This window comes from Streptomyces sp. NPDC090127, from assembly GCF_044746945.1.
Taxonomy (GTDB): domain Bacteria; phylum Actinomycetota; class Actinomycetes; order Streptomycetales; family Streptomycetaceae; genus Streptomyces.
This window is the reverse complement of record NZ_JBIVDE010000006.1, coordinates 341,793-362,541: the sequence shown is the minus strand read 5'-3', so window position 1 is coordinate 362,541 and position 20,749 is coordinate 341,793. Positions and strand designations below refer to the sequence as shown.

The window sequence follows — 20,749 nt, the reverse complement described above, 5'->3', positions numbered from 1 at the left end:
GGTCTTCGGGCGCCGAACGTTGCGGCGGGATGAAATCGCACCCCAGGCGTGTTGGAGCCTTCCGGTAGAGCAGGACGAACGGGAGGCATCACGTGGCCGCGGCTGGGCGAGAAGAGCAGGGGTGGGCGCGCAGGCTCGCCGGGTATGCCTGGCGGTACAAGGCCAACGTCGTCCTCGCCCTCGGGTCCTCCCTCGCCGGGATGGCCGTGCTCGCGCTCGTGCCGCTCATCACCAAGGTGATCATCGACGACGTCATCGGCGCGAAGACCCGGTCCCTCACCGTCTGGACCGGCCTCCTCATCGCCGCCGCCCTCGTCGTCTACGTCCTCACCTACGTCCGCCGCTACTACGGCGGGCGGCTCGCCCTCGACGTCCAGCACGACCTCCGTACCGAGATGTACGGCACCATCACCCGGCTCGACGGCCGCCGCCAGGACGAGCTGTCCACCGGGCAGGTCGTCGGGCGCGCCACCAGCGACCTCCAGCTCATCCAGGGCCTGCTCTTCATGCTCCCGATGACGATCGGGAACATCCTGCTCTTCCTGATCTCGCTGGCCGTCATGGCCTGGCTCTCCCTCCCCCTCACCGCCGTCGCCCTCGCCGTCGCCCCCGCCCTCTGGTTCATCGCCAAGCGGAGCCGCACCCGCCTGCACCCCGCCACCTGGTACGCCCAGGCGCAGGCCGCCGCCGTCGCCGGGGTCGTCGACGGGTCCGTGACCGGCGTCCGTGTCGTCAAGGGCTTCGGGCAGGAGGACCAGGAGACCGGGAAGATCCGGGACGCCAGCCGCAAGCTCTTCGCGGGCCGCCTGCGCACCATCCGGCTGAACGCCCGCTACACCCCCGCCCTCCAGTCCGTGCCCGCCCTCGGACAGGTCGCCGTCCTCGCCCTCGGCGGCTGGCTCGCCACCCGCGGCGAGATCACCCTCGGCACCTTCGTCGCCTTCTCCGCCTACCTCGCCTCCCTCATCGGCCCGGTCCGGATGCTCGCGATGGTCCTCACCGTCGGCCAGCAGGCCCGCGCCGGCGTCGACCGGGTCCTGGAGCTCATCGACACCGAGCCGGTCATCGAGGACGGCACGAAGGAGCTGCCGGCGGACGCCGAGGCGACCGTCGAGTTCGACGACGTGCGCTTCGGCTACGACACGGACCGGCCCGTCCTCGACGGCTTCTCCCTGGAGATCCGGGCCGGCGAGACCGTCGCCGTCGTCGGCGCGTCCGGCTCCGGCAAGTCCACCGTCTCCCTGCTCCTGCCGCGCTTCTACGACGTCGACCACGGCGCCGTCCTCGTCGGCGGCCACGACGTGCGCGAGCTGACCCTCGACTCCCTGCGCGCCGCCATCGGGCTCGTCCCCGAGGACAGCTTCCTCTTCTCCGACACCGTCCGCGCCAACATCGCGTACGGCCACCCGGACGCCACCCAGGAGCAGATCGAGACCGCCGCCCGCGCCGCCCAGGCGGACCGTTTCATCGCCGAGCTGCCCGAGGGCTACGACACCAAGGTCGGCGAGCACGGCCTGACCCTCTCCGGCGGCCAGCGCCAGCGCGTCGCGCTCGCCCGCGCCATCCTCACCGACCCCCGGCTGCTCCTCCTCGACGACGCCACCTCCGCCGTCGACGCGCGCGTCGAGCACGAGATCCACGAGGCCCTCGCCTCCGTGATGGCCGGCCGCACCACCCTCCTGATCGCCCACCGCCGCTCCACCCTCGGCCTCGCCGACCGGATCGCCGTCCTCGACGACGGCCGGCTCTCCGACATCGGCACCCACGAGGAGCTGGAGCGCCGCTCCCCGCTCTACCGGCGGCTGCTGACCGACCCCGACGAGCTCGGCGGCGTCTCGCCCGGCCACACCGTCCCCGTCGAGCTGCCCGAGGACCGCAGCCTGCGCGCCGAGCTCGACGCCGAGTTCGACGCCGAACGCGGCATCACCCCCACCCTCTGGGTGCGGGAGGAGACCCCCGCCGAGGAGTCCCAGGCCCCCGGGGCCACCCCCGAACTCCTCGCCGCCGTCGAGGCGCTGCCGCCCGCCACCGACATCCCCGACGTCGACGAGGCGCGCGCGGTCACCCCCGAGGAGTCGTACGGACTGCGCAGGCTGCTGCGCGGCTTCCGCACCCCGCTCCTCATCAGCCTCGGCCTCGTCGCCGTCGACGCCGGCATGGGCCTGCTGCTGCCGATCCTGATCCGGCACGGCATCGACGACGGCGTGAACAAGCTCGCCATGGGCGCCGTCTGGGCCGCCTCCGCGCTCGCCCTGCTGACCGTGGTCGTGCAGTGGTTCGCCCAGACCGCCGAGATCAAGATGACCGGCCGCACCGGCGAGCGCGTCCTCTACGCCCTGCGTCTGAAGATCTTCGCCCAGCTCCAGCGGCTCGGCCTGGACTACTACGAGCGCGAGCTGACCGGCCGGATCATGACCCGGATGACGACGGACGTGGACGCCCTGTCGACGTTCCTCCAGACCGGTCTCGTCACCGCGTTCGTCTCCGTCACGACCTTCTTCGGGATCATGGGCGCGCTGCTCGTGCTCGACCTCCAGCTCGCCCTGGTCGTCTTCGCGACGCTCCCGGTCCTCGCCGTCGCCACGTACTTCTTCCGCCGCTCCAGCGTGAAGGCGTACGAGCTGGCGCGTGAGCGGATCAGCGTCGTCAACGCCGACCTCCAGGAGTCGGTCTCCGGCCTCCGCATCGTCCAGGCCTTCCGTCGCGAGCGCTCCGGCGCCGCCCGGTTCGCGGCCCGCAGCGACGAGTACCGCCAGGCCCGCGTCCGCGGCCAGTGGCTGATCTCGATCTACTTCCCCTTCGTCACGCTGCTGTCCTCCGTGGCCGCCGCCGCCGTGATGATCGTCGGCGCGAACCGCATCGAGGCCGGCACGCTGACGACCGGCGCCCTGGTCGCGTACCTCCTCTACATCGACCTCTTCTTCGCGCCCGTCCAGCAGCTCTCCCAGGTCTTCGACGGCTACCAGCAGGCGACCGTCTCGCTCGGGCGCATGCAGGAACTGCTCCAGGAGCCCACGTCGACGGCGCAGGCCGACGCCCCGCTGGACGTCCTGTCGCTGCGCGGCGAGATCGCCTTCGAGGACGTGTCCTTCGCGTACGGCGAGGAGGAGGAGGCGCTCTCCGGCATCGACCTGCTCATCCCCGCCGGGCAGACCGTCGCCTTCGTCGGCGAGACCGGCGCCGGGAAGTCCACCCTGGTCAAGCTCGTCGCCCGGTTCTACGACCCCACCTCCGGCCGGGTCACCGCCGACGGCGCCGACCTCAAGGACCTGGACCTCACCGCGTACCGCCACCGGCTCGGCGTCGTCCCGCAGGAGGCGTACCTCTTCGCCGGGACGATCCGCGACGCCATCGCCTACGGCCGCCCCGACGCGAGCGACGCCGAGGTCGAGGCGGCGGCCCGCGCGGTCGGCGCGCACGACATGATCGCGACCCTGGACGGCGGCTACCTCCACGAGGTCGCCGAGCGCGGCCGTAACCTCTCCGCCGGTCAGCGCCAGCTGATCGCCCTGGCCCGCGCCGAGCTCGTCGACCCGGACGTCCTGCTCCTCGACGAGGCCACCGCCGCGCTCGACCTGGCCACCGAGGCCCAGGTCAACCAGGCCACCGACCGGCTCGCCGGCCGCCGCACCACGCTGGTCGTGGCCCACCGGCTCACCACGGCCGCCCGCGCGGACCGGGTGGTCCTGATGGCCGACGGCCGCGTCGCGGAGGACGGCACCCACGACGAGCTCCTCGCCCGGGACGGCCGGTACGCGCAGCTGTGGCGCGCCTTCATCGGCGAGGAGGAGCCCGCGCGGGTGGTCTGACGGACGGCCGCGGAGGCAACCGCCCGGGCGTCTCCTGCGTCGTACGCATGTACGGCACGGAGTCGGGAGGGGATACGGATGTTCGATGGGATCGGCGTGACCGCGCGGGGCCGGCGGCTGCTCGGCCATCTGCTGGCGGTGCTGCTCACCGTCGGCTCCCTCACCCTCGCCGGGCCGGGCGTCGCGAACGCCGACGCCGCCTCGCTCTGCGTGGGCCGGCCCAGCAAGACCGTCGCCTTCGCCACCGGCGAGCTGCGGCTCTACCGCAGCCGGCAGTACGTCTGCGCCGTCACCGTCGCCAAGAACCCGGGCGCGCGCCGGGCGATGTCCGTCGCCCTCCAGCCCCGCGGCGGCCGCCCGGCCGTCGACAGCGGTCGCTTCACCCGCCAGGCGGGCCCGGTCACCGTGCACGCCCTCAACCGCTGCGTCCGCGCGACCGGGACCGTCGCCGGCACGAGCGCGTCGACGGGCTGGGTGCTGTGCTGACCGACGCGTGAACGGGCGGATGCGGGCGTGCCTGTACGCCTGCCCGCCCGCACGCCCGCACGCCCGCACGCCCGCACGCCCGCACGCCCGCACGCCCGTACGCGAAGGCGCCCGGCCGGCCGAGGCCGGCGCGGGCGCCGTGTGACGGGGAGAGGGTCCGTCACCCGCTTCTACGGGTCGATGCCTAGGGGGTGATGGCGAACAGCATCCGCTGCTCCGGATGTTCGGTGACCGTCCAGATCCGGTCGGTCGTCCCGGGCCAGACGGAGAAGTCCTCGACCCCGATCGCGGACGTCCGGCGGGGCGAGGTCTCGACGAGCTTCCCCGTCGCGGCGTCGGGTCTGGCGACGATCACCCTGCCGTTCGCCGATCCCCTGCTCTGGCTGAGGTAGTACGTGCCGTTGATGACGGCTCCGCCCTGGATCCCGCCGTTGTCCGGCTCCGAGGACAGGAAGGGAACGCGGTAGGCCGAGTCGGCCGCCCAGTATCCGTAGCCGTTCAGGGCCGGAGTGCCGCCGCTGGTGTTCATCGGCCAGCGGATGACCCGGCCGGTCGTGTACGCGTCGGTGACCTCCGCCTTCTCGCACCACTCACCCGTGGTGATGTGCCGCACGGCGCTGCTGCGGTCGAGGCTGGCGTAGCTGGTCTTCGGCGTGACGTCCTTGGCGGTGCAGGTCTTCTCCTCGTCCTGCATGTCGCACGGCGTGCCGGGCGGCGGCTCGACGGTGTCGCAGGCGGAGTTGGTCCAGCCGTCGCTCTGCGGAAGGATGTAGCGGTAGCCGTGGGCGTGGTAGACGCCGTCCTGCCGGCCGATGGAGTTCTTGTCCTTCCCCCACTTGTCGGCGGGCAGGGCCCCGAGGTCGATGATGTTGCGCAGGTCGAAGACCCGGAAGCCGCGGTTGGTGTCCGCCACGTACAGGTAGTAGCCGTACCAGACCATGCCGCCGGCGTGCAGCGAACCGTACTGCTTCGTACTCGTCGAGTAGTGCTGCGAGGTGCGCACGCTCATGTAGCTGGCGTTGCCCGAGTCGTTGATGAACGGGTAGACCAGCAGGACGTGCGCGTACTTCCCGGTGCTGGAGTCGATGAAGGAGACGCGGACACCCTTGCGCTCGGTGTTCGTGCCGCCGGCGTCGACGTCGTCCGCCTTCTTGTCGCCGTTCCAGTCGTCCTTGTTGTACCAGGTGACCATCATCGGCTTGTGGTCCGCCGGGTTCCACCCGGCCTCCGGGTCGCCCCAGATCTGGTCCTCGTCGGCGTCGGCGACGCTGGTGACGCCCTGCGGCCACCACTCGGAGGTGTCCTTGTCGCCGTTGTCGGCGCTGTCGAAGCAGAAGCTCTTGGAGAAGCCCTGCGGGGTCGTGCCGGCCTGGACGGCCTTCGGGTTGCAGACGCCGTTGCTCCACGTGCCCGTGCGGCCGGTCGTCTGCGCCTGCTGCAGCAGCGAGTTCACGCCGATGTTGGGCAGGTCGGTGTTCAGCTTGTCGATCCGGCCCTTGAGCTCCGCCTTGTTGGAGAGCGGGCGCAGCTCGAAGTTGCCCAGTTCGAGACCGGGGTCCGCGGCGGCCTGCGCCGGTGCCGCCGTCACCAGCAGGGACGCGGCGACGGTCGCCATGAGGGCCACCATCGCCCTCACCCTGTAACTCCTCGTCATACGGATCCTCCCGTGTATTGCCATGCACATGGCCTGCGGGAGTTTAGGTGATGGATACATCCGCATGTGGAAGCACCCCTACCGGTCGGCGCGTCCGGCCCTGAGCGCGGGTAAGGGGCAACTGGGTCTGGCGGCACCCACGTTGACCCCGCTAGGTTCGCGGACACCGTTGTGAACCAAGGGGAGGGTGAATGCGCAAGTCGCTGAGATGGCTGATGTCGCTCACGGTGCTCATAGGCACCGTCGGGGCGAGTGGTGCGGCTACCGCCGCCGAGCCGGCCTCCGGCAGCCCGACCGCCGTCGCGGACAGCGCCGTCGGTACGGACATCAAGGACCGCATCCTGGCGATCCCCGGGATGAGCCTGATCGAGGAGAAGCCGTACGCCGGCTACCGCTTCTTCATCCTCGAGTACACCCAGCCGGTGGACCACCACCGTCCGTGGAAGGGCACGTTCAAGCAGCGGCTCTCGCTGCTCCACAAGGACACCGACCGGCCGACCGTCTTCCACACCAGCGGCTACGGACTGAGCACCACCCCCAGCCGCCGCGAGCCCACCCGGATCATCGACGGCAACCAGGTCTCCATGGAGTACCGGTTCTTCACGCCGTCCCGGCCGCAGCCCGCCGACTGGTCCAAGCTGGACATCTGGCAGGCCGCGAGCGACCAGCACCGCATCTTCACCGCGCTGAAGAAGATCTACGGCAAGAAGTGGCTCTCCACCGGCGCCTCCAAGGGCGGGATGACGGCGACGTACTACGAGCGCCACTACCCCCGTGACATGGACGGCGTCGTCGCCTACGTGGCGCCCAACGACGTGGTCGAGAAGGAGGACTCGGCGTACGACCGGTTCTTCGAGACCGTCGGGACCAAGGAGTGCCGCGACCGGCTCAACGCGATGCAGCGCGAGGCGCTGGTCCGCCGCGTGCCGCTGCAGCAGAAGTTCAAGGAGCGGGCCGACGCCGACGGCTCCACCTTCCACACCGTCGGCACGGTCGACAAGGCGTACGAGGCCGTCGTCCTCGACTTCGTCTGGGGCTTCTGGCAGTACTACGGCCAGGACGTCTGCGCCGACGTGCCGGACGCGGCCACCGCGAGCGACGACACCGTCTACGAGACGATCGACGCCTACTCCGGCTGGGCCAACTACACCGACCAGGGCCTGGAGGGGTACACCCCGTACTACTACCAGGCGGCCACCGAACTCGGCTCGCCCAGCATCAAGCTGCCGCACCTCAAGGGCCTGACCCGGTACGGCTACCAGCCCGCGCGGAACTTCGTGCCGCGCGAGATCCCGATGACGTTCAAGCCGTGGGTCATGAACGACGTCGACCGTTGGGTGCGCACCAACGCCCACCAGATGCTCTTCGTCTACGGAGGCAACGACCCGTGGGGTGCCGAGCCGTTCCACCTCGGCAAGGGCGCCCGTGACAGCTACGTCTTCACGGCCCCCGGCGCCAACCACGGCGCCCAGGTCGCCGGTCTCGTCGAGGCCGAGCGCACCAAGGCCACCGCCCGCATCCTGGCGTGGGCCGGGGTCGACGCCCCGACGGCCGCGGCCGGTCAGCCGCTGGCCCGCTTCGACGCCCGTCTCGACAAGCCGACGGACGAGGAGCTGAACCGGGAGCACGGGCTGCGCCCGTAGCTCCGTCAGGCGCGCACAAAAGAAGTACGGGCTGTGCCCGGCGGTCCCACGGCCGCCGGGCACAGCCCGTTCCGCCAACCCGTTCCGCTCAGCCCGCGTGTCGCGTGTACGACAGGCCGTGGCCGACCGGGTACAGCACGCGGGTCGGGTCGTCCGCCCGCTGCACGGGGACGGGGAGGCGGCCGCGCGGCCGGGCGTGACCGGCGATCACCCGGACCGCGGCCCGCAGTTCGACATCGGTCCAGGAGTACGCGGCGAGCGTGGCCCGCTGCCCGGTGAGCTGGGCGATGTCGTACGGGTTGCGGATCGCGACCGTCACGACCGGCACCCCGGTCGCCACGAGCCGGTCGACGAGGGTGCGCTGCGGGCTGGTCGCCGAGACGTTGTACGTGCCGACGACGACCAGGTCCTTGCCTGCCGCCGCCGCCACCGCATCCCCGATCCTCGCCGCCGTCGGGGTGATCCCGGTGGAGAGCGCGGTGGCGGTGAACCCGAGCGCGGTGAACTCGGCCGCCAGGGTGGTGGTCGGCGGCCCCGTCGTGCCGGACGGGGAGGCCGGGTCGGCGCCGACGACGAGCACCCTTCCGTGGCCGCGGCGACTGACCGGCAGGAAGCCGTCCTCGTTGAGGAGCAGGGTGGTGGTGTCGTCGGCGATCCGGTCGGCCCGGGCCAGGTGGGCGCGGGTGCCGACCGTACGGTCCACTCCGGCGGCGGTGACGTACGGGCGGCGGAAGAGACCGAGCTTGGACTTGAGGCGCAGGATCCGCAGGATCGATTCGTCGAGCCGGGCCTCGGTCAGCTCGCCGTTCCGGACGGCCGTGAGGACCGCGTTCCAGGCGACGTCCAGGTCCGGCGGGTTGAGCAGCTGGTCGACGCCCGCCTTGAGCGCGAGGACGGGCACGCGCTCGTCGCCGTACTTCGTCCGTACGCCCTCCATGCCGAGGGAGTCCGTCACCACCACACCGTCGTAGCCGAGCTGTTCGCGCAGGATGCCGGTGAGGATCGGGTGGGAGAGGGTCGCCGGGTCCTCGCTCGGGTCGAGCGCGGGGACGACGATGTGCGCGGTCATGATCGAGTCGATGCCGGCCGCGATGGCCGATCGGAACGGCGGGGCGTCCAGCTCGGCCCACTGCTCGCGGGTGTGGGTGATGGTCGGCAGGCCGTAGTGGCTGTCGACGGCGGTGTCACCGTGCCCGGGGAAGTGCTTCGAGGTCGCCGCGACCCCGGCCTGCTGGTACCCCCTGACCTGGGCCGACACCAGATCGGCGACGGCCTGCGGGTCGGAGCCGAAGGAGCGGACGCCGATCACCGGGTTGGCGGGGTTGACGTTGACGTCGGCGACGGGCGCGTAGTTCTGCCGGATCCCGACGGCGGCGAGTTCGGCGCCCGCGATCCGGGCCGCCTCGCGGGTGTCGGAGCGGGAGCCGCCGGCGCCGAGCGCCATCGCGCCGGGGAGCAGGGTGGCCGGCTCGCCGACCCGGCAGACGATGCCGTGCTCCTGGTCGGTGGAGATGAGGGCGGGGACGGGGGTGGGCTGGGCGAGGGCGGCCCGCTGGATGCCGTTGGAGAGCTCGGCGATCTGGTGCGGGTCGCGGGTGTTGTGCGCCCAGGTGAAGTAGATGACGCCACCGACGTGGTACTTCGCGACGAGTTCGGCGGCGGTGCGGACGCCGATCTCCTGGAGGTTCAGGTCGATGTCGGCCTGGTCGGGGGCGGTGGCGGAGTGGCCGTACACCCGCATGACGAAGAGCTGGCCGACCTTCTCCTCCAGGGACATCCGGGAGATGAGCCGTTCGAGGGTGCGGTCGCCGCTCGCGTACGCGGGGGCGCTCACTCCGGTCACGGCGGCCGCGGCCGCTGCGGCGGACACCGTGAGAAGGGTGCGTCTGGAGGGGGCGGGGGCGCGGTGGTGCACTGATGCTCCTTCCGGCCGTGCAGGATGGGGAGGGAAGCCTTGAAGGAAACTTCCAAGGAGCACGGATAGCCCGAAAGTAACTGCCAGGTCAAGGACCTGAGCAGGAATCGGTCGTTCAGGTCGTCGCCGACGCCACCCGGGGCCAGAGCTCCTGGAGTGTGCGGACGGTCTCGGTGATCGCGGGACGGCGCGCCGCCCCCGTACGCCACAGGGCGTGCAGCCGCCGCGTCGGCACCGGGTCGAGGCGGACCGGGGTCACCTCGGGCGGCAGCGCCCCGCGCCCGAGGCGCGGCACCATCGCGATCCCGAGGCCGGCCGCGACCAGGGCGACCTGGGTGTGGTTCTCCTCCGCCTGGTGGACGACGTGCGGCTCGTAGCCCGTGGACCGCAGGGTCTGCATCAGCCAGTCGTGGCAGACCGACCCCGGCGGCTGGGTGATCCACCGCTGGTCCGCCAGCTCCTCCCGCCGTACCGACGCCCGCGCCGCCAGCGGATGGCCGAACGGGACGAGGACGTCGCACAGGTCGTCGCCGATCGCGGCCTGTTCGAGTCCGGGCGGGGACGGCATCGGCGAGATGTCCCAGTCGTGGGCGACGGCGAGGTCGATCACCCCGCGCGCGACGAGCTCGATGGAGACGTGCGGGTCGACCTCCGAGAGGCGGGCGTCGAGCTCGGGGTGCCGGACCGCGAGATCGGCCAGGACGCGGGGCATCAGACCGCGTGCGGCGCTCGCGAAGCAACCGATCGACAGACGTCCTGCGGGCACCCCGCGCCGCTCTTCGAGCCGCACCTCCGCCTCCTCGACGAGGGACAGCAACTGCTCCGCCGTGGCGGCCAGTTGATACGCCTCGTCGGTGAGGCGGACGCCCCGGCCCCGGCGTTCGAGCAGGGTCGTCCGGGTCTCCCGCTCCAGCTTGGCGATCTGCTGGGAGACGGCCGAGGGGGTGTACCCGAGGGCGGTGGCCGCGGCGCCGACCGAGCCGTGGACGGAGACGGCGTGCAGGGCGCGCAGACGGCCGAGATCGAGCATGGGCGGGACTCCTCGGGCGGTTGGATGAAGCGCTGCTTCATCCAACCATGAAGGAATCCGCGCTGGTGCTACACGGTGGTGGTGCGTGACGCTCTCTCCATGCGCCCCGCACACATCGCCCTGGCCGCACTCGTCGCCGCCGTCTGGGGAGTCAACTTCGTCGTCATCGAGATCGGTCTCGACCACTTCCCGCCGCTGCTCTTCAACGCCCTGCGCTTCCTCGCCGCCGCGCTCCCCGCCGTCTTCCTGGTCGGCCGCCCGATGGTCGCCTGGAAGTGGATCGTCGGCGTCGGACTGGTCCTGGGCGTGGCCAAGTTCGGGCTGTTGTTCACGGGCATGGACCTCGGCGCCCCGGCCGGGCTCTCCTCCCTGATCCTCCAGATCCAGGCCGTCTTCACGGCCCTGTTCGCCTTCGTCGCACTCGGCGAACGGCCCGGCAGGGTGAAGATCGCGGGCATGGCGGTCGCGCTCGCGGGCATCGGCGTCGCGGCCGCCGACGAGGGCGGCGGGGGCGCCCGGGGCGCGCTGGTGGGCTTCGCGCTCTGCGTGGCGGCGGCGGCCTGCTGGGGCGTCTCCAACGTCCTGACCCGCAAGGCGTCCCCGCCCGACGCCCTCAACTTCATGGTGTGGGTCAGCACCGTGCCCGTCCTGCCGCTGCTCGGCCTCTCCCTCCTCCTCGAAGGCCCGGAGCGGGACCTCGCGGCGCTGCGCGGTCTCGACTGGACCGGGGCGGGCGTCATCGTCTACGTCGCGTGGATCACGACCATCTTCGGCTTCGGCGCCTGGGGCTGGCTCCTGCGCCGCCACCCGGCCTCCTCGGTGGCCCCGTTCTCGCTCCTGGTCCCGGTCTTCGGGATGTCGTCGGCGGCGCTCTTCCTCGGCGAGGACATCAGCGCCCTGCGCTGGTGCGCGGCGACCCTGCTCGTCGGTGGCGTGGCCCTGACGTCCCTGGCGGGGCGCGGGGGTGGGCGCGGCGGGCGCGGCGGGCGCGGGGGCGGCGGGGCGACGGCGGGGGGACGCGGGGGCGGCGGGGGTGACGGGAGGCCGACGGGGGCGGAGCCGGTGGCTGTCACGGCCGTCACAGCGGTCGCGGTCGTCCCGGCCGATCCGGTCGTCCCGGCCGATCCGGGCACGCCCGTACGGCCGTAGCCCGGCCCGTCGCGGTCTGCCCGGGGGCCGTACGGCGTCGGCTTCCGCAGCCCCCGGCCTACGCCCGGCCTATCCCCGGGGCGGCGCCGTGGACGCCCGTACCAGCAGCTCCGCCGGGATCGTCGTCACGCCGCCCGGCGGGGGCTCTTCCGTGCCCACCGCGAGGCGGCCCGCCCGGGCGCCCGCCTCGTGGAGCGGCAGACGCACGGTCGTCAGGGCCGGGGCCGCGTCGATCGAGAACGGCAGGTCGTCGAAGCCCGCCACCGAGACGTCCTCGGGGATCCGCAGCCCCTGGTCCCGCAGCGCCGCGCACGCGCCCAGCGCGACCGTGTCGTTGGCCGCCAGGACCGCCGTCAGCCCCGGCTCCCTGCGCAGGACTTCGAGCGTCGCGTCGTAGCCGGAGCGCCGGTCGTACGGACCGTGCACCGTCGGCCCCTCCGGCAGCCCGGCCGCCGCCAGCGCGTCCCGGTGGCCCTCCAGACGGTGCCGGGTCGTCGTCCGGTCCGCCGGCCCCGCCACGTAACCGATCCGCCGGTGTCCGAGCGAGAGCAGGTGCTCGGTGAGCCGCCGCGCCCCCGCCCGGTTGTCGAAGGTCAGCGCCGCCACGCCCGCGTCCCCCGCCACCGGCGGCCTGCCGCACAGCACGATCCGGGTCCCCGCGTCCGTCAGCTTCGCGAGCTTCGCCGACACCGCCACCATGTGGTCCGGGTCCTCCAGGGACCCGCCGGTCAGGATGACGGCCGCGGCGCGCTGGCGCTGGAGCAGTGTGAGGTAGGTGAGTTCGCGCTCCGGGGAGCCCCCCGTGTTGCAGACGACGGCCAGTTTCCGGCCACCCGCCCGGCCCTGCGCGCCCTCGCCGATCGCGTTCTGCGCCGCGCTCGCCATGATCCCGAAGAAGGGGTCGGCGATGTCGTTGACCAGGACGCCGACCAGGTCCGACGTGGCGGCGGCGAGCGAGCTCGCGGGCCCGTTCAGGACGTAGTCCAGCTCGTCCACCGCCCGCAGCACCCGCTCCCTGGTGGAGGCGGCGACCGGGTAGTTGCCGTTCAGGACGCGGGAGACGGTGGCGGGGGAGACCTGGGCACGCGCGGCCACATCCGACAGCGTGACGGTCATCGCGTACCTCCGGGGAGAGTCGGGCGTCGGGGAGCGCCGAGGAGAGTCCGGCGGACCCCTTGTCCGGTGTGTTGTCGGCAGGCTAGCGTCTCTGTTCGTAGAAAGCGCTTTCTGTTTGAGGTTACGCACGTGATGGAGGCACCTTCGTGACACGCAGGACAGTCCGTATCGCCATGAACGGCGTCACCGGACGCATGGGCTACCGCCAGCACCTCGTCCGCTCGATCCTCGCCCTGCGCGACCAGGGCGGCCTCGACCTCGGCGACGGTGAGACCCTCTGGCCCGAGCCCGTCCTCGTCGGCCGCCGCGAGCCCGCCCTGCGGGCGCTCGCGGAGCGTCACGGCCTCACCGAGTGGTCCACCGACCTCGACGCCGTCCTCGCGGACGAGAGCGTGGAGATCTACTTCGACGCCCAGGTCACCTCCGCGCGCGTGGAGGCGATCCGCAAGGCCGTCGCGGCGGGCAAGCACATCTACACCGAGAAGCCGACCGCCGCCGACCTGGCGGGCGCCCTGGAGCTGGCCCGGCTGGCCGAGGCCGAGGGCGTCAAGCACGGCGTCGTCCAGGACAAGATCTTCCTGCCGGGTCTGCTCAAGCTGAAGCGCCTGATCGACGGCGGCTTCTTCGGCCGGATCCTCTCCGTGCGCGGCGAGTTCGGCTACTGGGTCTTCGAGGGCGACTGGCAGGACGCCCAGCGCCCCAGCTGGAACTACCGCGCCGAGGACGGCGGGGGGATCGTCGTGGACATGTTCCCGCACTGGGAGTACGTCCTGCACGAGCTCTTCGGCCGGGTCACGAGCGTCACCGCGCACGTCGCCACGCACGTCCCGGAGCGCTGGGACGAGCACGGCAAGCCGTACGCCGCGACCGCCGACGACGCCGCGTACGGCATCTTCCAGCTGGAGGGCGGGGCGGTCGCCCAGATCAACTCCTCCTGGGCGGTCCGGGTCAACCGCGACGAGCTGGTGGAGTTCCAGGTCGACGGCACGCACGGCTCGGCCGTCGCCGGGCTCCGCGACTGCCGCGTCCAGCACCGCTCGGCCACGCCGAAGCCGGTCTGGAACCCCGACATCCCGGCCACCGACCCTTTCCGCGAGCAGTGGCAGGAGGTCCCGGACAACGCCGTCTTCGACAACGGCTTCAAGGCGCAGTGGGAGCTGTTCCTGCGCCACGTGGTCCGCGACGAGCCCTACCGGTGGGACCTGCTGGCGGGCGCGCGCGGGGTGCAGCTCGCCGAGCTGGGACTGCGGTCGTCGGCCGAGGGCCGGCGCCTGGAGGTCCCGGAGGTGACCCTGTGATCCGCCTTCCCGACGCGTCCGGCGCGATACGGGAGTACCACCCGCGCCCGGCCCGCCCCCCGGTCGACGCGGGCGCCCCCGGGGACGCCGCGTTGACCTCCCGTACGGTCTTCTCCGCCGCCCATGTCGTCGCGGACCCGTACGCCGACACCACCCCCGACGGGCCGGCCGCCGTCGACTGGGACGCCACCCTCGCCTTCCGTCGCCATCTCTGGTCGCACGGTCTGGGCGTGGCGGAGGCCATGGACACCGCACAGCGCGGGATGGGCCTGGACTGGGCGGGCGCGGCGGAGCTGATCCGCCGCTCGGCGGCGGAGGCGAAGGCGGTCGGCGGCGCCGTCGCCTGCGGCGTGGGCACGGACCAACTGACGGGCGCGGCAGCCGACCTGGCGACGGTCCGCGCGGCGTACGAGGAGCAGCTGGCCCTGGTCGAGGAGGCGGGCGGTCAGCCCGTCCTGATGGCCTCGCGGGCGCTCGCGGCGGTGGCCGAGGGGGCCGACGACTACCTCGACACGTACGGCTGGCTCCTGCGTCAGACGAGCGAACCGGTGATCCTGCACTGGCTCGGCCCGATGTTCGACCCGGCGCTCGACGGGTACTGGGGGTCGGCCGACCTCGACACGGCGACCGAGACCTTCCTGGAGGTCATCGCGGCCCACCCGGACAAGGTCGACGGCATCAAGGTCTCCCTCCTGGACGCCGGGCGCGAGGTCGAGCTGCGCCGCCGGCTCCCCGAGGGCGTCCGCTGCTACACGGGCGACGACTTCCACTACCCCGAGCTGATCGCGGGCGACGAACGGGGATTCAGCCACGCGCTGCTCGGCATCTTCGACCCGCTGGGGCCGTTGGCGGCGGAGGCGGTACGCGTCCTGGACACGGGGGACGTGAAGGGCTTCCGGGAGCTGCTCGACCCGACCGTGGAGCTGTCCCGGCACCTCTTCGAGGCCCCGACCCGGTTCTACAAGACGGGCGTGGTCTTCCTGGCCTGGCTCGCCGGCCACCAGGACCACTTCACGATGGTCGGCGGCCTGCAGTCGGCCCGCTCGCTGCCGCACCTGGCGCGGGCGTACGAACTGGCGGACGGTCTCGGCCTGTTCCCCGATCCGGAACGCGCGGAGTCGCGGATGAGGTCCCTCCTCTCGGTGTACGGAGTCGCGCGATGAACCCCCTCTCCCGCTTCAGCGTCAACCAGATGACGGTGAAGCAGCTGACCCTGCCCGAGCTGGTGGAGAACTGCGTACGGCTCGGCGTCCCCGGCGTGGGCCTGTGGCGCGAACCGGTCGCGGAGTACGGCCTGGAGGCGACGGCGAAGCTCGTCCGCGACGCGGGCCTGCGGGTCACCTCGCTCTGCCGGGGCGGCTTCTTCACGGCGACGGAGTCCCTCGCGGACGTCCTGGACGACAACCGCGCGGCGATCGACGAGGCGGAGGCCCTGGGCACCGACACCCTGGTCCTGGTCTCCGGCGGCCTGGCCCCGGGCAGCCGCGACCTGACGGCCGCCCGCGCCCGTATCGGCGAGGCGATCGCCGCACTGGCCCCGTACGCGGGGGAGCGGGGCGTGCGCCTCGCGATCGAGCCGCTCCACCCGATGTACGCGGCGGACCGCTGCGCGGTCTCCACCCTGGACCAGGCCCTCGCCCTCGCCGAGCGCTTCCCCGCGGAGCAGGTGGGCGTGGTCGTCGACACGTACCACGTCTGGTGGGACGACCGGGCCCCGGCGGCGGTCGCCCGCGCGGGCGCGGCGGGCCGCATCCACGCCTTCCAACTGGCCGACTGGACGACCCCCTTGCCGGCGGGCGTCCTCAACGGCCGGGGCCCGCTGGGCACCGGCGCGATCGACCTGCGCGCCTGGCGCACGCTCGTCGAGGCGGCGGGCTACACGGGCCCGATCGAGGTGGAACTCTTCAACGACGACCTGTGGGCCAGGGACGGCGCCGAGGTCCTGGAGGAGACGACGACCGCCTTCGTACGCGAGGTGGGCTGACCGCGCGCGGGTCGCGGCGGGTCGGGGTCGGGTCGCGGGCGGGTCGGGGTCGGGTAGCGGGCGGGTCGGGGAGGCGGCGCCCGCTACTTCTGCCGGTCGCCGCCGCCGAGGATGTCGCCCAGGCCGCCCGCGCCCGTCCCCGCCTTCTTGCCCGCCGCGCGCTTGGTGATCACGGCCAGGACCACGGGGATGAGCATCTCGATGGTGCGCTGGGCCGTCGCCGCCGGGATCCCGGTCTTCTTCGCCACGGCGTTGGCCGCCGGCCTCGACAGCTTCGCGAGCACCCCCGCCATGAGGCCGCCGCTCGCGAGACCGCCGAAGCTCGCCACGCCCTGGAGCGGCGGCTCGTCCGAGGTCGTCTCCTCGACGGCCTGCCGCACCTCGTCCGCGCTGGCCGGCTCGGACGCCGCCTGCCGCAGCTCACCGGAGAGCGCGGACACCGAGCTGCCGACGACCTGCTGCGCCTCGGCCGGATCGGTCCCGAGCAGCGCGGCGACCTCCTGGAGCCGGTCGTCGCCCAGCTCCCGCAGTACGTCCTTCTGAAGGGAATCGTCACTCATGCCGGAAACGCTACGGTTCCCGGCTTCCTCCGGCACGCCGGGAAGGGCCCGTCGGGTGCGGGCTCCCGGGCGGGGTGCGGCCGGCGGCCACCGCCGTCCGGCCACCGTGGCGCCGGTGAGACGTACCTGTCCACAGGCTCCGCACACTCCGGCCCCCGGATGTCCGAACCCTTCGCTACCTTCGGGGCATGTCCAACGAGGGTCGGGGTCACGGTCAGGCCGTGGTCGAAGGGGTGCTGGAGCGGGTCACGTACGCCAACGAGGAGAGCGGGTACACGGTCGCCCGTGTCGACACCGGCCGCGGTGGCGGCGATCTCCTCACGGTCGTCGGGGCGCTGCTCGGCGCCCAGCCGGGCGAGTCCCTGCGGATGGAGGGGCGTTGGGGCTCCCATCCGCAGTACGGCCGCCAGTTCACGGTCGAGAACTACACGACGGTGCTGCCCGCCACCATCCAGGGCATCCGCCGGTACCTCGGCTCCGGGCTCGTCAAGGGCATCGGCCCGGTCTTCGCCGACCGCATCACCTCGCACTTCGGCCTGGACACCCTCGACATCCTCGAAGCGGCCCCCGCGCGGCTGATCGAGGTCCCGGGCCTCGGCCCGAAGCGGACCAGGAACATCACGGCCGCCTGGGAGGAGCAGAAGGCCATCAAGGAGGTGATGGTCTTCCTCCAGGGCGTCGGCGTCTCCACCTCCATCGCCGTGCGCATCTACAAGAAGTACGCGGACGCCTCGATCTCCGTCGTCCGCAACCAGCCCTACCGGCTCGCCGCCGACGTCTGGGGCATCGGCTTCCTCACCGCCGACCGGATCGCCCAGGCCGTCGGCATCCCGCACGACAGTCCGGACCGGGTCAGGGCCGGGTTGCAGTACGCCCTGTCGCAGTCCACCGACCAGGGCCACTGCTTCCTGCCCGAGGAGCAGCTGATCCGCGACGCGGTGAAGCTCCTCCAGGTCGACACCGGCCTCGTCATCGAGTGCCTCGCCGAGCTGGCGACGGACCCCGAGGGGGTCGTACGGGAGTCGGTGCCCGGGCCCGAGGGGGAGCCGGTCACGGCCGTGTACCTGGTGCCGTTCCACCGTGCCGAGCTGTCCCTCGCCGGGCAGGTCGGGCGGCTGCTGCGGACCCCCGAGGACCGGATGCCGGCCTTCCGGGACGTCGCCTGGGACAAGGCGCTCGCCTGGCTCGCCGACCGCACCGGGGCCTCGCTCGCGCCCGAGCAGGAGCAGGCGGTGCGTCTCGCCCTGACCCGTAAGGTCGCCGTGCTCACCGGCGGCCCGGGGTGCGGCAAGTCGTTCACGGTCCGCTCCATCGTGGAGCTGGCCCGGGCCAAGCGGGCCAAGGTCGTCCTCGCCGCGCCCACCGGCCGGGCCGCCAAGCGCCTCGCCGAGCTGACCGGCACCGAGGCGTCGACCGTCCACCGGCTCCTGGAGCTGAAGCCGGGCGGCGACGCGGCCTACGACCGGGACCGCCCGCTCGACGCCGACCTGGTCGTCGTGGACGAGGCGTCCATGCTCGACCTGCTCCTCGCCAACAAGCTCCTCAAGGCCGTGGCACCCGGTGCCCACCTCCTCCTCGTGGGGGACGTGGACCAGCTGCCCTCGGTCGGCGCGGGGGAGGTGCTCGGCGATCTGCTCACCCCGGGCAGCCCCGTCCCGGCCGTCCGGCTGACCCGGATCTTCCGCCAGGCCCAGCAGTCGGGTGTCGTCACCAACGCCCACCGGATCAACGCCGGTCAGCCGCCGCTCACCACCGGCCTGCCGGACTTCTTCCTCTTCGCCGAGGACGAGACCGAGGACGCGGCCCGGGTCGCCGTCGAGGTCGCCGCCCGACGCATTCCCGCCAAGTTCGGCCTCGACCCGCGCACGGACGTGCAGGTCCTGGCCCCCATGCACCGGGGCCCGGCGGGCGCGGGCGCGCTCAACGGACTGCTCCAGCAGGCGATCACGCCCGCCCGCCCCGACCTCCCCGAGAAGCGCTTCGGCGGCCGGGTCTTCCGCGTCGGCGACAAGGTCACCCAGATCCGCAACAACTACGACAAGGGCGCCAACGGCGTCTTCAACGGCACCGTGGGCGTCGTGACCTCCCTCGACGCCGTCGAACAGCGCCTGACCGTACGGACCGACGAGGACGAGGAGGTGCCGTACGACTTCGACGAGCTGGACGAGCTGGCCCACGCCTACGCCGTCACGATCCACCGCTCGCAGGGCAGCGAGTACCCGGCGGTGGTGATCCCCGTCACCACCAGCGCCTGGATGATGCTCCAGCGGAACCTGCTCTACACGGCGGTCACCCGGGCGAAGAAGCTCGTGGTCCTGGTCGGCTCCCGCAAGGCGATCGCCCAGGCCGTCCGTACGGTTTCCGCAGGCAGACGCTTCACCGCCCTGGCCCACCGGCTCTCGGCACCCGTGTGAAAGACCACCCCGGACTTCCCCGAACGGGGCGAAGGGGGCAAGATGAGCAGGTTGGCGGCACTGAGTGCCGCCAATTGGCCCAATGGTCGACCCCGAGTGCACTCTCCTGAGCCAAATGGGGGATGGTAGAGACAGTCAGGGCACCTCGAAGAAGAGGCACTACGTCGGTGAGGGATGACGTGAGCGACAACTCTGTAGTACTGCGGTACGCGGACGGTGAATACACCTACCCGGTGGTCGACAGCACCGTCGGTGACAAGGGCTTCGACATCGGGAAGCTCCGAGCCCAGACCGGTCTGGTCACCCTGGACAGCGGATACGGCAACACCGCCGCCTATAAATCCGCGATCACCTACCTGGACGGCGAACAGGGCATTCTGCGGTACCGCGGCTACCCCATCGAGCAGCTGGCGGAGCGCTCCACCTTCCTGGAGGTGGCGTACCTGCTGATCAACGGTGAGCTTCCCAAGGTCGACGAGCTCGCGGCCTTCAAGAACGAGGTCACCCAGCACACGCTGCTGCACGAGGACGTCAAGCGCTTCTTCGACGGCTTCCCCCGGGACGCCCACCCGATGGCGATGCTCTCCTCGGTGGTCTCCGCGCTGTCCACCTTCTACCAGGACAGCCACAACCCCTTCGACGAGAAGCAGCGGCACCTCTCCACGATCCGGCTGCTCGCCAAGCTGCCGACGATCGCGGCGTACGCCTACAAGAAGTCGATCGGCCACCCCTTCGTCTACCCGCGCAACGACCTCGGCTACGTCGAGAACTTCCTGCGGATGACCTTCTCGGTGCCGGCGCAGGAGTACGAGCTCGACCCGGTCGTCGTCTCCGCGCTCGACAAGCTGCTGATCCTGCACGCGGACCACGAGCAGAACTGTTCGACCTCCACCGTCCGTCTGGTCGGTTCGAGCCAGGCGAACATGTTCGCGTCGATCTCCGCCGGCATCTCCGCCCTCTGGGGCCCGCTGCACGGTGGCGCCAACCAGTCGGTCCTGGAGATGCTGGAGGGCATCCAGGCCAACGGCGGCGATGTCGACTCCTTCATCAACAAGGTGAAGAACAAGGAGGACGGCGTCCGCCTGATGGGCTTCGGCCACCGGGTGTACAAGTCCTTCGACCCGCGCGCCAAGATCATCAAGGCGGCGGCGCACGACGTCCTCTCCGCGCTCGGCAAGTCCGACGAGCTGCTGGACATCGCGCTCAAGCTGGAGGAGCACGCGCTCTCCGACGACTACTTCGTCTCGCGCAACCTCTACCCGAACGTGGACTTCTACACGGGCCTCATCTACCGCGCGATGGGCTTCCCGACGGAGATGTTCACCGTCCTCTTCGCGCTCGGCCGCCTGCCGGGCTGGATCGCCCAGTGGCACGAGATGATCAAGGAGCCGGGTTCCCGCATCGGCCGCCCGCGCCAGATCTACACCGGCGAGGTCCTGCGCGACTTCGTCCCGGTCGAGGGCCGCTGAGGCTCGTTCGGGACTGAGCCGAGGCTGGTTCGAAAACTGAGCCGAGGCTCGTTCCGAAGCTGAAGCGAGGCTCGTTCGGAGCTGAGCCGAGGCTGGTTCGGAACTGGAGCCTTGCGCGCAACGAAAAGCGCCCCGCCGCCGATCCCCCCACGGGTCGACGAGCGGGGCGCTTCCCATATCCCCGGTGCGGATTCCCCCCACGGGATCCGGGCCGGGCGTCTG

Annotated in this window: 14 protein-coding genes; 9 read left to right on the top strand and 5 right to left on the bottom strand. The window is 72.0% G+C overall.

Annotated elements, in window-relative coordinates:
* Nucleotides 1-92 precede the first annotated feature (92 nt).
* Both ACIPPS_RS23600 and ACIPPS_RS23595 read left to right on the top strand, forming a co-directional pair.
* Nucleotides 93-3,809, top strand: coding sequence for an ABC transporter ATP-binding protein (locus ACIPPS_RS23600; RefSeq protein WP_401435378.1), 3,717 nt, complete (start codon nt 93-95; stop codon nt 3,807-3,809).
* A gap of 78 nt (nt 3,810-3,887) precedes the next feature.
* Entirely contained in the window at nt 3,888-4,295 is a 408-nt protein-coding gene (locus ACIPPS_RS23595; protein WP_401435376.1) for a hypothetical protein, read from the top strand.
* A gap of 184 nt (nt 4,296-4,479) precedes the next feature.
* Here the strand turns inward: ACIPPS_RS23595 and ACIPPS_RS23590 are convergent, their stop codons facing one another.
* Nucleotides 4,480-5,931, bottom strand: coding sequence for a hypothetical protein (locus ACIPPS_RS23590; protein ID WP_401435374.1), 1,452 nt, complete (start codon nt 5,929-5,931; stop codon nt 4,480-4,482).
* A 209-nt stretch (nt 5,932-6,140) separates the two neighbouring features.
* On the opposite strand from ACIPPS_RS23590, the gene ACIPPS_RS23585 reads away from it, so the two are divergent.
* On the top strand, nt 6,141-7,592 hold the full coding sequence (locus tag ACIPPS_RS23585; RefSeq protein WP_401435371.1) for an aminopeptidase: 1,452 nt from the start codon (nt 6,141-6,143) through the stop codon (nt 7,590-7,592).
* An 88-nt stretch (nt 7,593-7,680) separates the two neighbouring features.
* On the opposite strand, the gene ACIPPS_RS23580 is transcribed toward ACIPPS_RS23585, so the two are convergent.
* A complete protein-coding gene (locus tag ACIPPS_RS23580) occupies nt 7,681-9,507 on the bottom strand; it encodes a glycoside hydrolase family 3 protein (protein WP_401435368.1) in 1,827 nt (608 codons plus the stop codon).
* A gap of 115 nt (nt 9,508-9,622) precedes the next feature.
* Nucleotides 9,623-10,537, bottom strand: coding sequence for a LysR substrate-binding domain-containing protein (locus ACIPPS_RS23575; RefSeq protein WP_401435366.1), 915 nt, complete (start codon nt 10,535-10,537; stop codon nt 9,623-9,625).
* Nucleotides 10,538-10,636: 99 nt separating this feature from the next.
* Between ACIPPS_RS23575 and ACIPPS_RS23570 the strand changes: the two genes are divergently transcribed.
* Complete coding sequence (locus ACIPPS_RS23570) at nt 10,637-11,686, top strand: EamA family transporter (protein WP_401435363.1); 1,050 nt, start codon at nt 10,637-10,639, stop codon at nt 11,684-11,686.
* 69 nt (nt 11,687-11,755) lie between these two features.
* Here ACIPPS_RS23570 and ACIPPS_RS23565 read toward each other — a convergent pair whose 3' ends face one another.
* On the bottom strand, nt 11,756-12,802 hold the full coding sequence (locus ACIPPS_RS23565) for a LacI family DNA-binding transcriptional regulator (protein ID WP_401435361.1): 1,047 nt from the start codon (nt 12,800-12,802) through the stop codon (nt 11,756-11,758).
* Between the two features lie 146 nt (nt 12,803-12,948).
* On the opposite strand from ACIPPS_RS23565, the gene ACIPPS_RS23560 reads away from it, so the two are divergent.
* From ACIPPS_RS23560 to ACIPPS_RS23550, 3 genes are read left to right on the top strand one after another with little or no spacing between them, the layout of a single operon-like run.
* Nucleotides 12,949-14,100 carry a Gfo/Idh/MocA family protein gene (locus ACIPPS_RS23560; RefSeq protein ID WP_401435359.1) on the top strand — a complete coding sequence of 384 codons (1,152 nt, stop codon included), beginning with the start codon at nt 12,949-12,951 and terminating at the stop codon, nt 14,098-14,100.
* Complete coding sequence (locus ACIPPS_RS23555) at nt 14,097-15,263, top strand: dihydrodipicolinate synthase family protein (protein WP_401435357.1); 1,167 nt, start codon at nt 14,097-14,099, stop codon at nt 15,261-15,263. The genes ACIPPS_RS23560 and ACIPPS_RS23555 overlap by 4 nt, the downstream gene beginning before the upstream one ends.
* Complete coding sequence (locus tag ACIPPS_RS23550; RefSeq protein ID WP_401435354.1) at nt 15,260-16,084, top strand: sugar phosphate isomerase/epimerase family protein; 825 nt, start codon at nt 15,260-15,262, stop codon at nt 16,082-16,084. The genes ACIPPS_RS23555 and ACIPPS_RS23550 overlap by 4 nt, the downstream gene beginning before the upstream one ends.
* Before the next feature lie 83 nt (nt 16,085-16,167).
* Here the strand turns inward: ACIPPS_RS23550 and ACIPPS_RS23545 are convergent, their stop codons facing one another.
* The gene (locus ACIPPS_RS23545) at nt 16,168-16,644 is read right to left on the bottom strand and encodes a DUF937 domain-containing protein (RefSeq protein WP_401435352.1); all 477 of its coding nucleotides are present in this window, start codon (nt 16,642-16,644) and stop codon (nt 16,168-16,170) included.
* 188 nt (nt 16,645-16,832) lie between these two features.
* On the opposite strand from ACIPPS_RS23545, the gene ACIPPS_RS23540 reads away from it, so the two are divergent.
* A complete protein-coding gene (locus ACIPPS_RS23540; RefSeq protein WP_401435349.1) occupies nt 16,833-19,058 on the top strand; it encodes an ATP-dependent RecD-like DNA helicase in 2,226 nt (741 codons plus the stop codon).
* 179 nt (nt 19,059-19,237) lie between these two features.
* Nucleotides 19,238-20,527 carry a citrate synthase gene (locus ACIPPS_RS23535; RefSeq protein WP_401435347.1) on the top strand — a complete coding sequence of 430 codons (1,290 nt, stop codon included), beginning with the start codon at nt 19,238-19,240 and terminating at the stop codon, nt 20,525-20,527.
* The last annotated feature ends 222 nt before the right edge of the window (nt 20,528-20,749 follow it).

Excerpts from the sequence above, each read along its gene's own strand:
- ACIPPS_RS23595 (WP_401435376.1), top strand. The coding sequence starts at position 3,888 with ATGTTCGATGGGATCGGCGTGACCGCGCGGGGCCGGCGGCTGCTCGGC.
- ACIPPS_RS23585 (WP_401435371.1), top strand. The coding sequence starts at position 6,141 with ATGCGCAAGTCGCTGAGATGGCTGATGTCGCTCACGGTGCTCATAGGC.
- ACIPPS_RS23575 (WP_401435366.1), bottom strand. The coding sequence starts at position 10,537 with ATGCTCGATCTCGGCCGTCTGCGCGCCCTGCACGCCGTCTCCGTCCAC.
- ACIPPS_RS23570 (WP_401435363.1), top strand. The coding sequence starts at position 10,637 with ATGCGCCCCGCACACATCGCCCTGGCCGCACTCGTCGCCGCCGTCTGG.
- ACIPPS_RS23565 (WP_401435361.1), bottom strand. The coding sequence starts at position 12,802 with ATGACCGTCACGCTGTCGGATGTGGCCGCGCGTGCCCAGGTCTCCCCC.
- ACIPPS_RS23550 (WP_401435354.1), top strand. The coding sequence starts at position 15,260 with ATGAACCCCCTCTCCCGCTTCAGCGTCAACCAGATGACGGTGAAGCAG.
- ACIPPS_RS23545 (WP_401435352.1), bottom strand. The coding sequence starts at position 16,644 with ATGAGTGACGATTCCCTTCAGAAGGACGTACTGCGGGAGCTGGGCGAC.
- ACIPPS_RS23540 (WP_401435349.1), top strand. The coding sequence starts at position 16,833 with ATGTCCAACGAGGGTCGGGGTCACGGTCAGGCCGTGGTCGAAGGGGTG.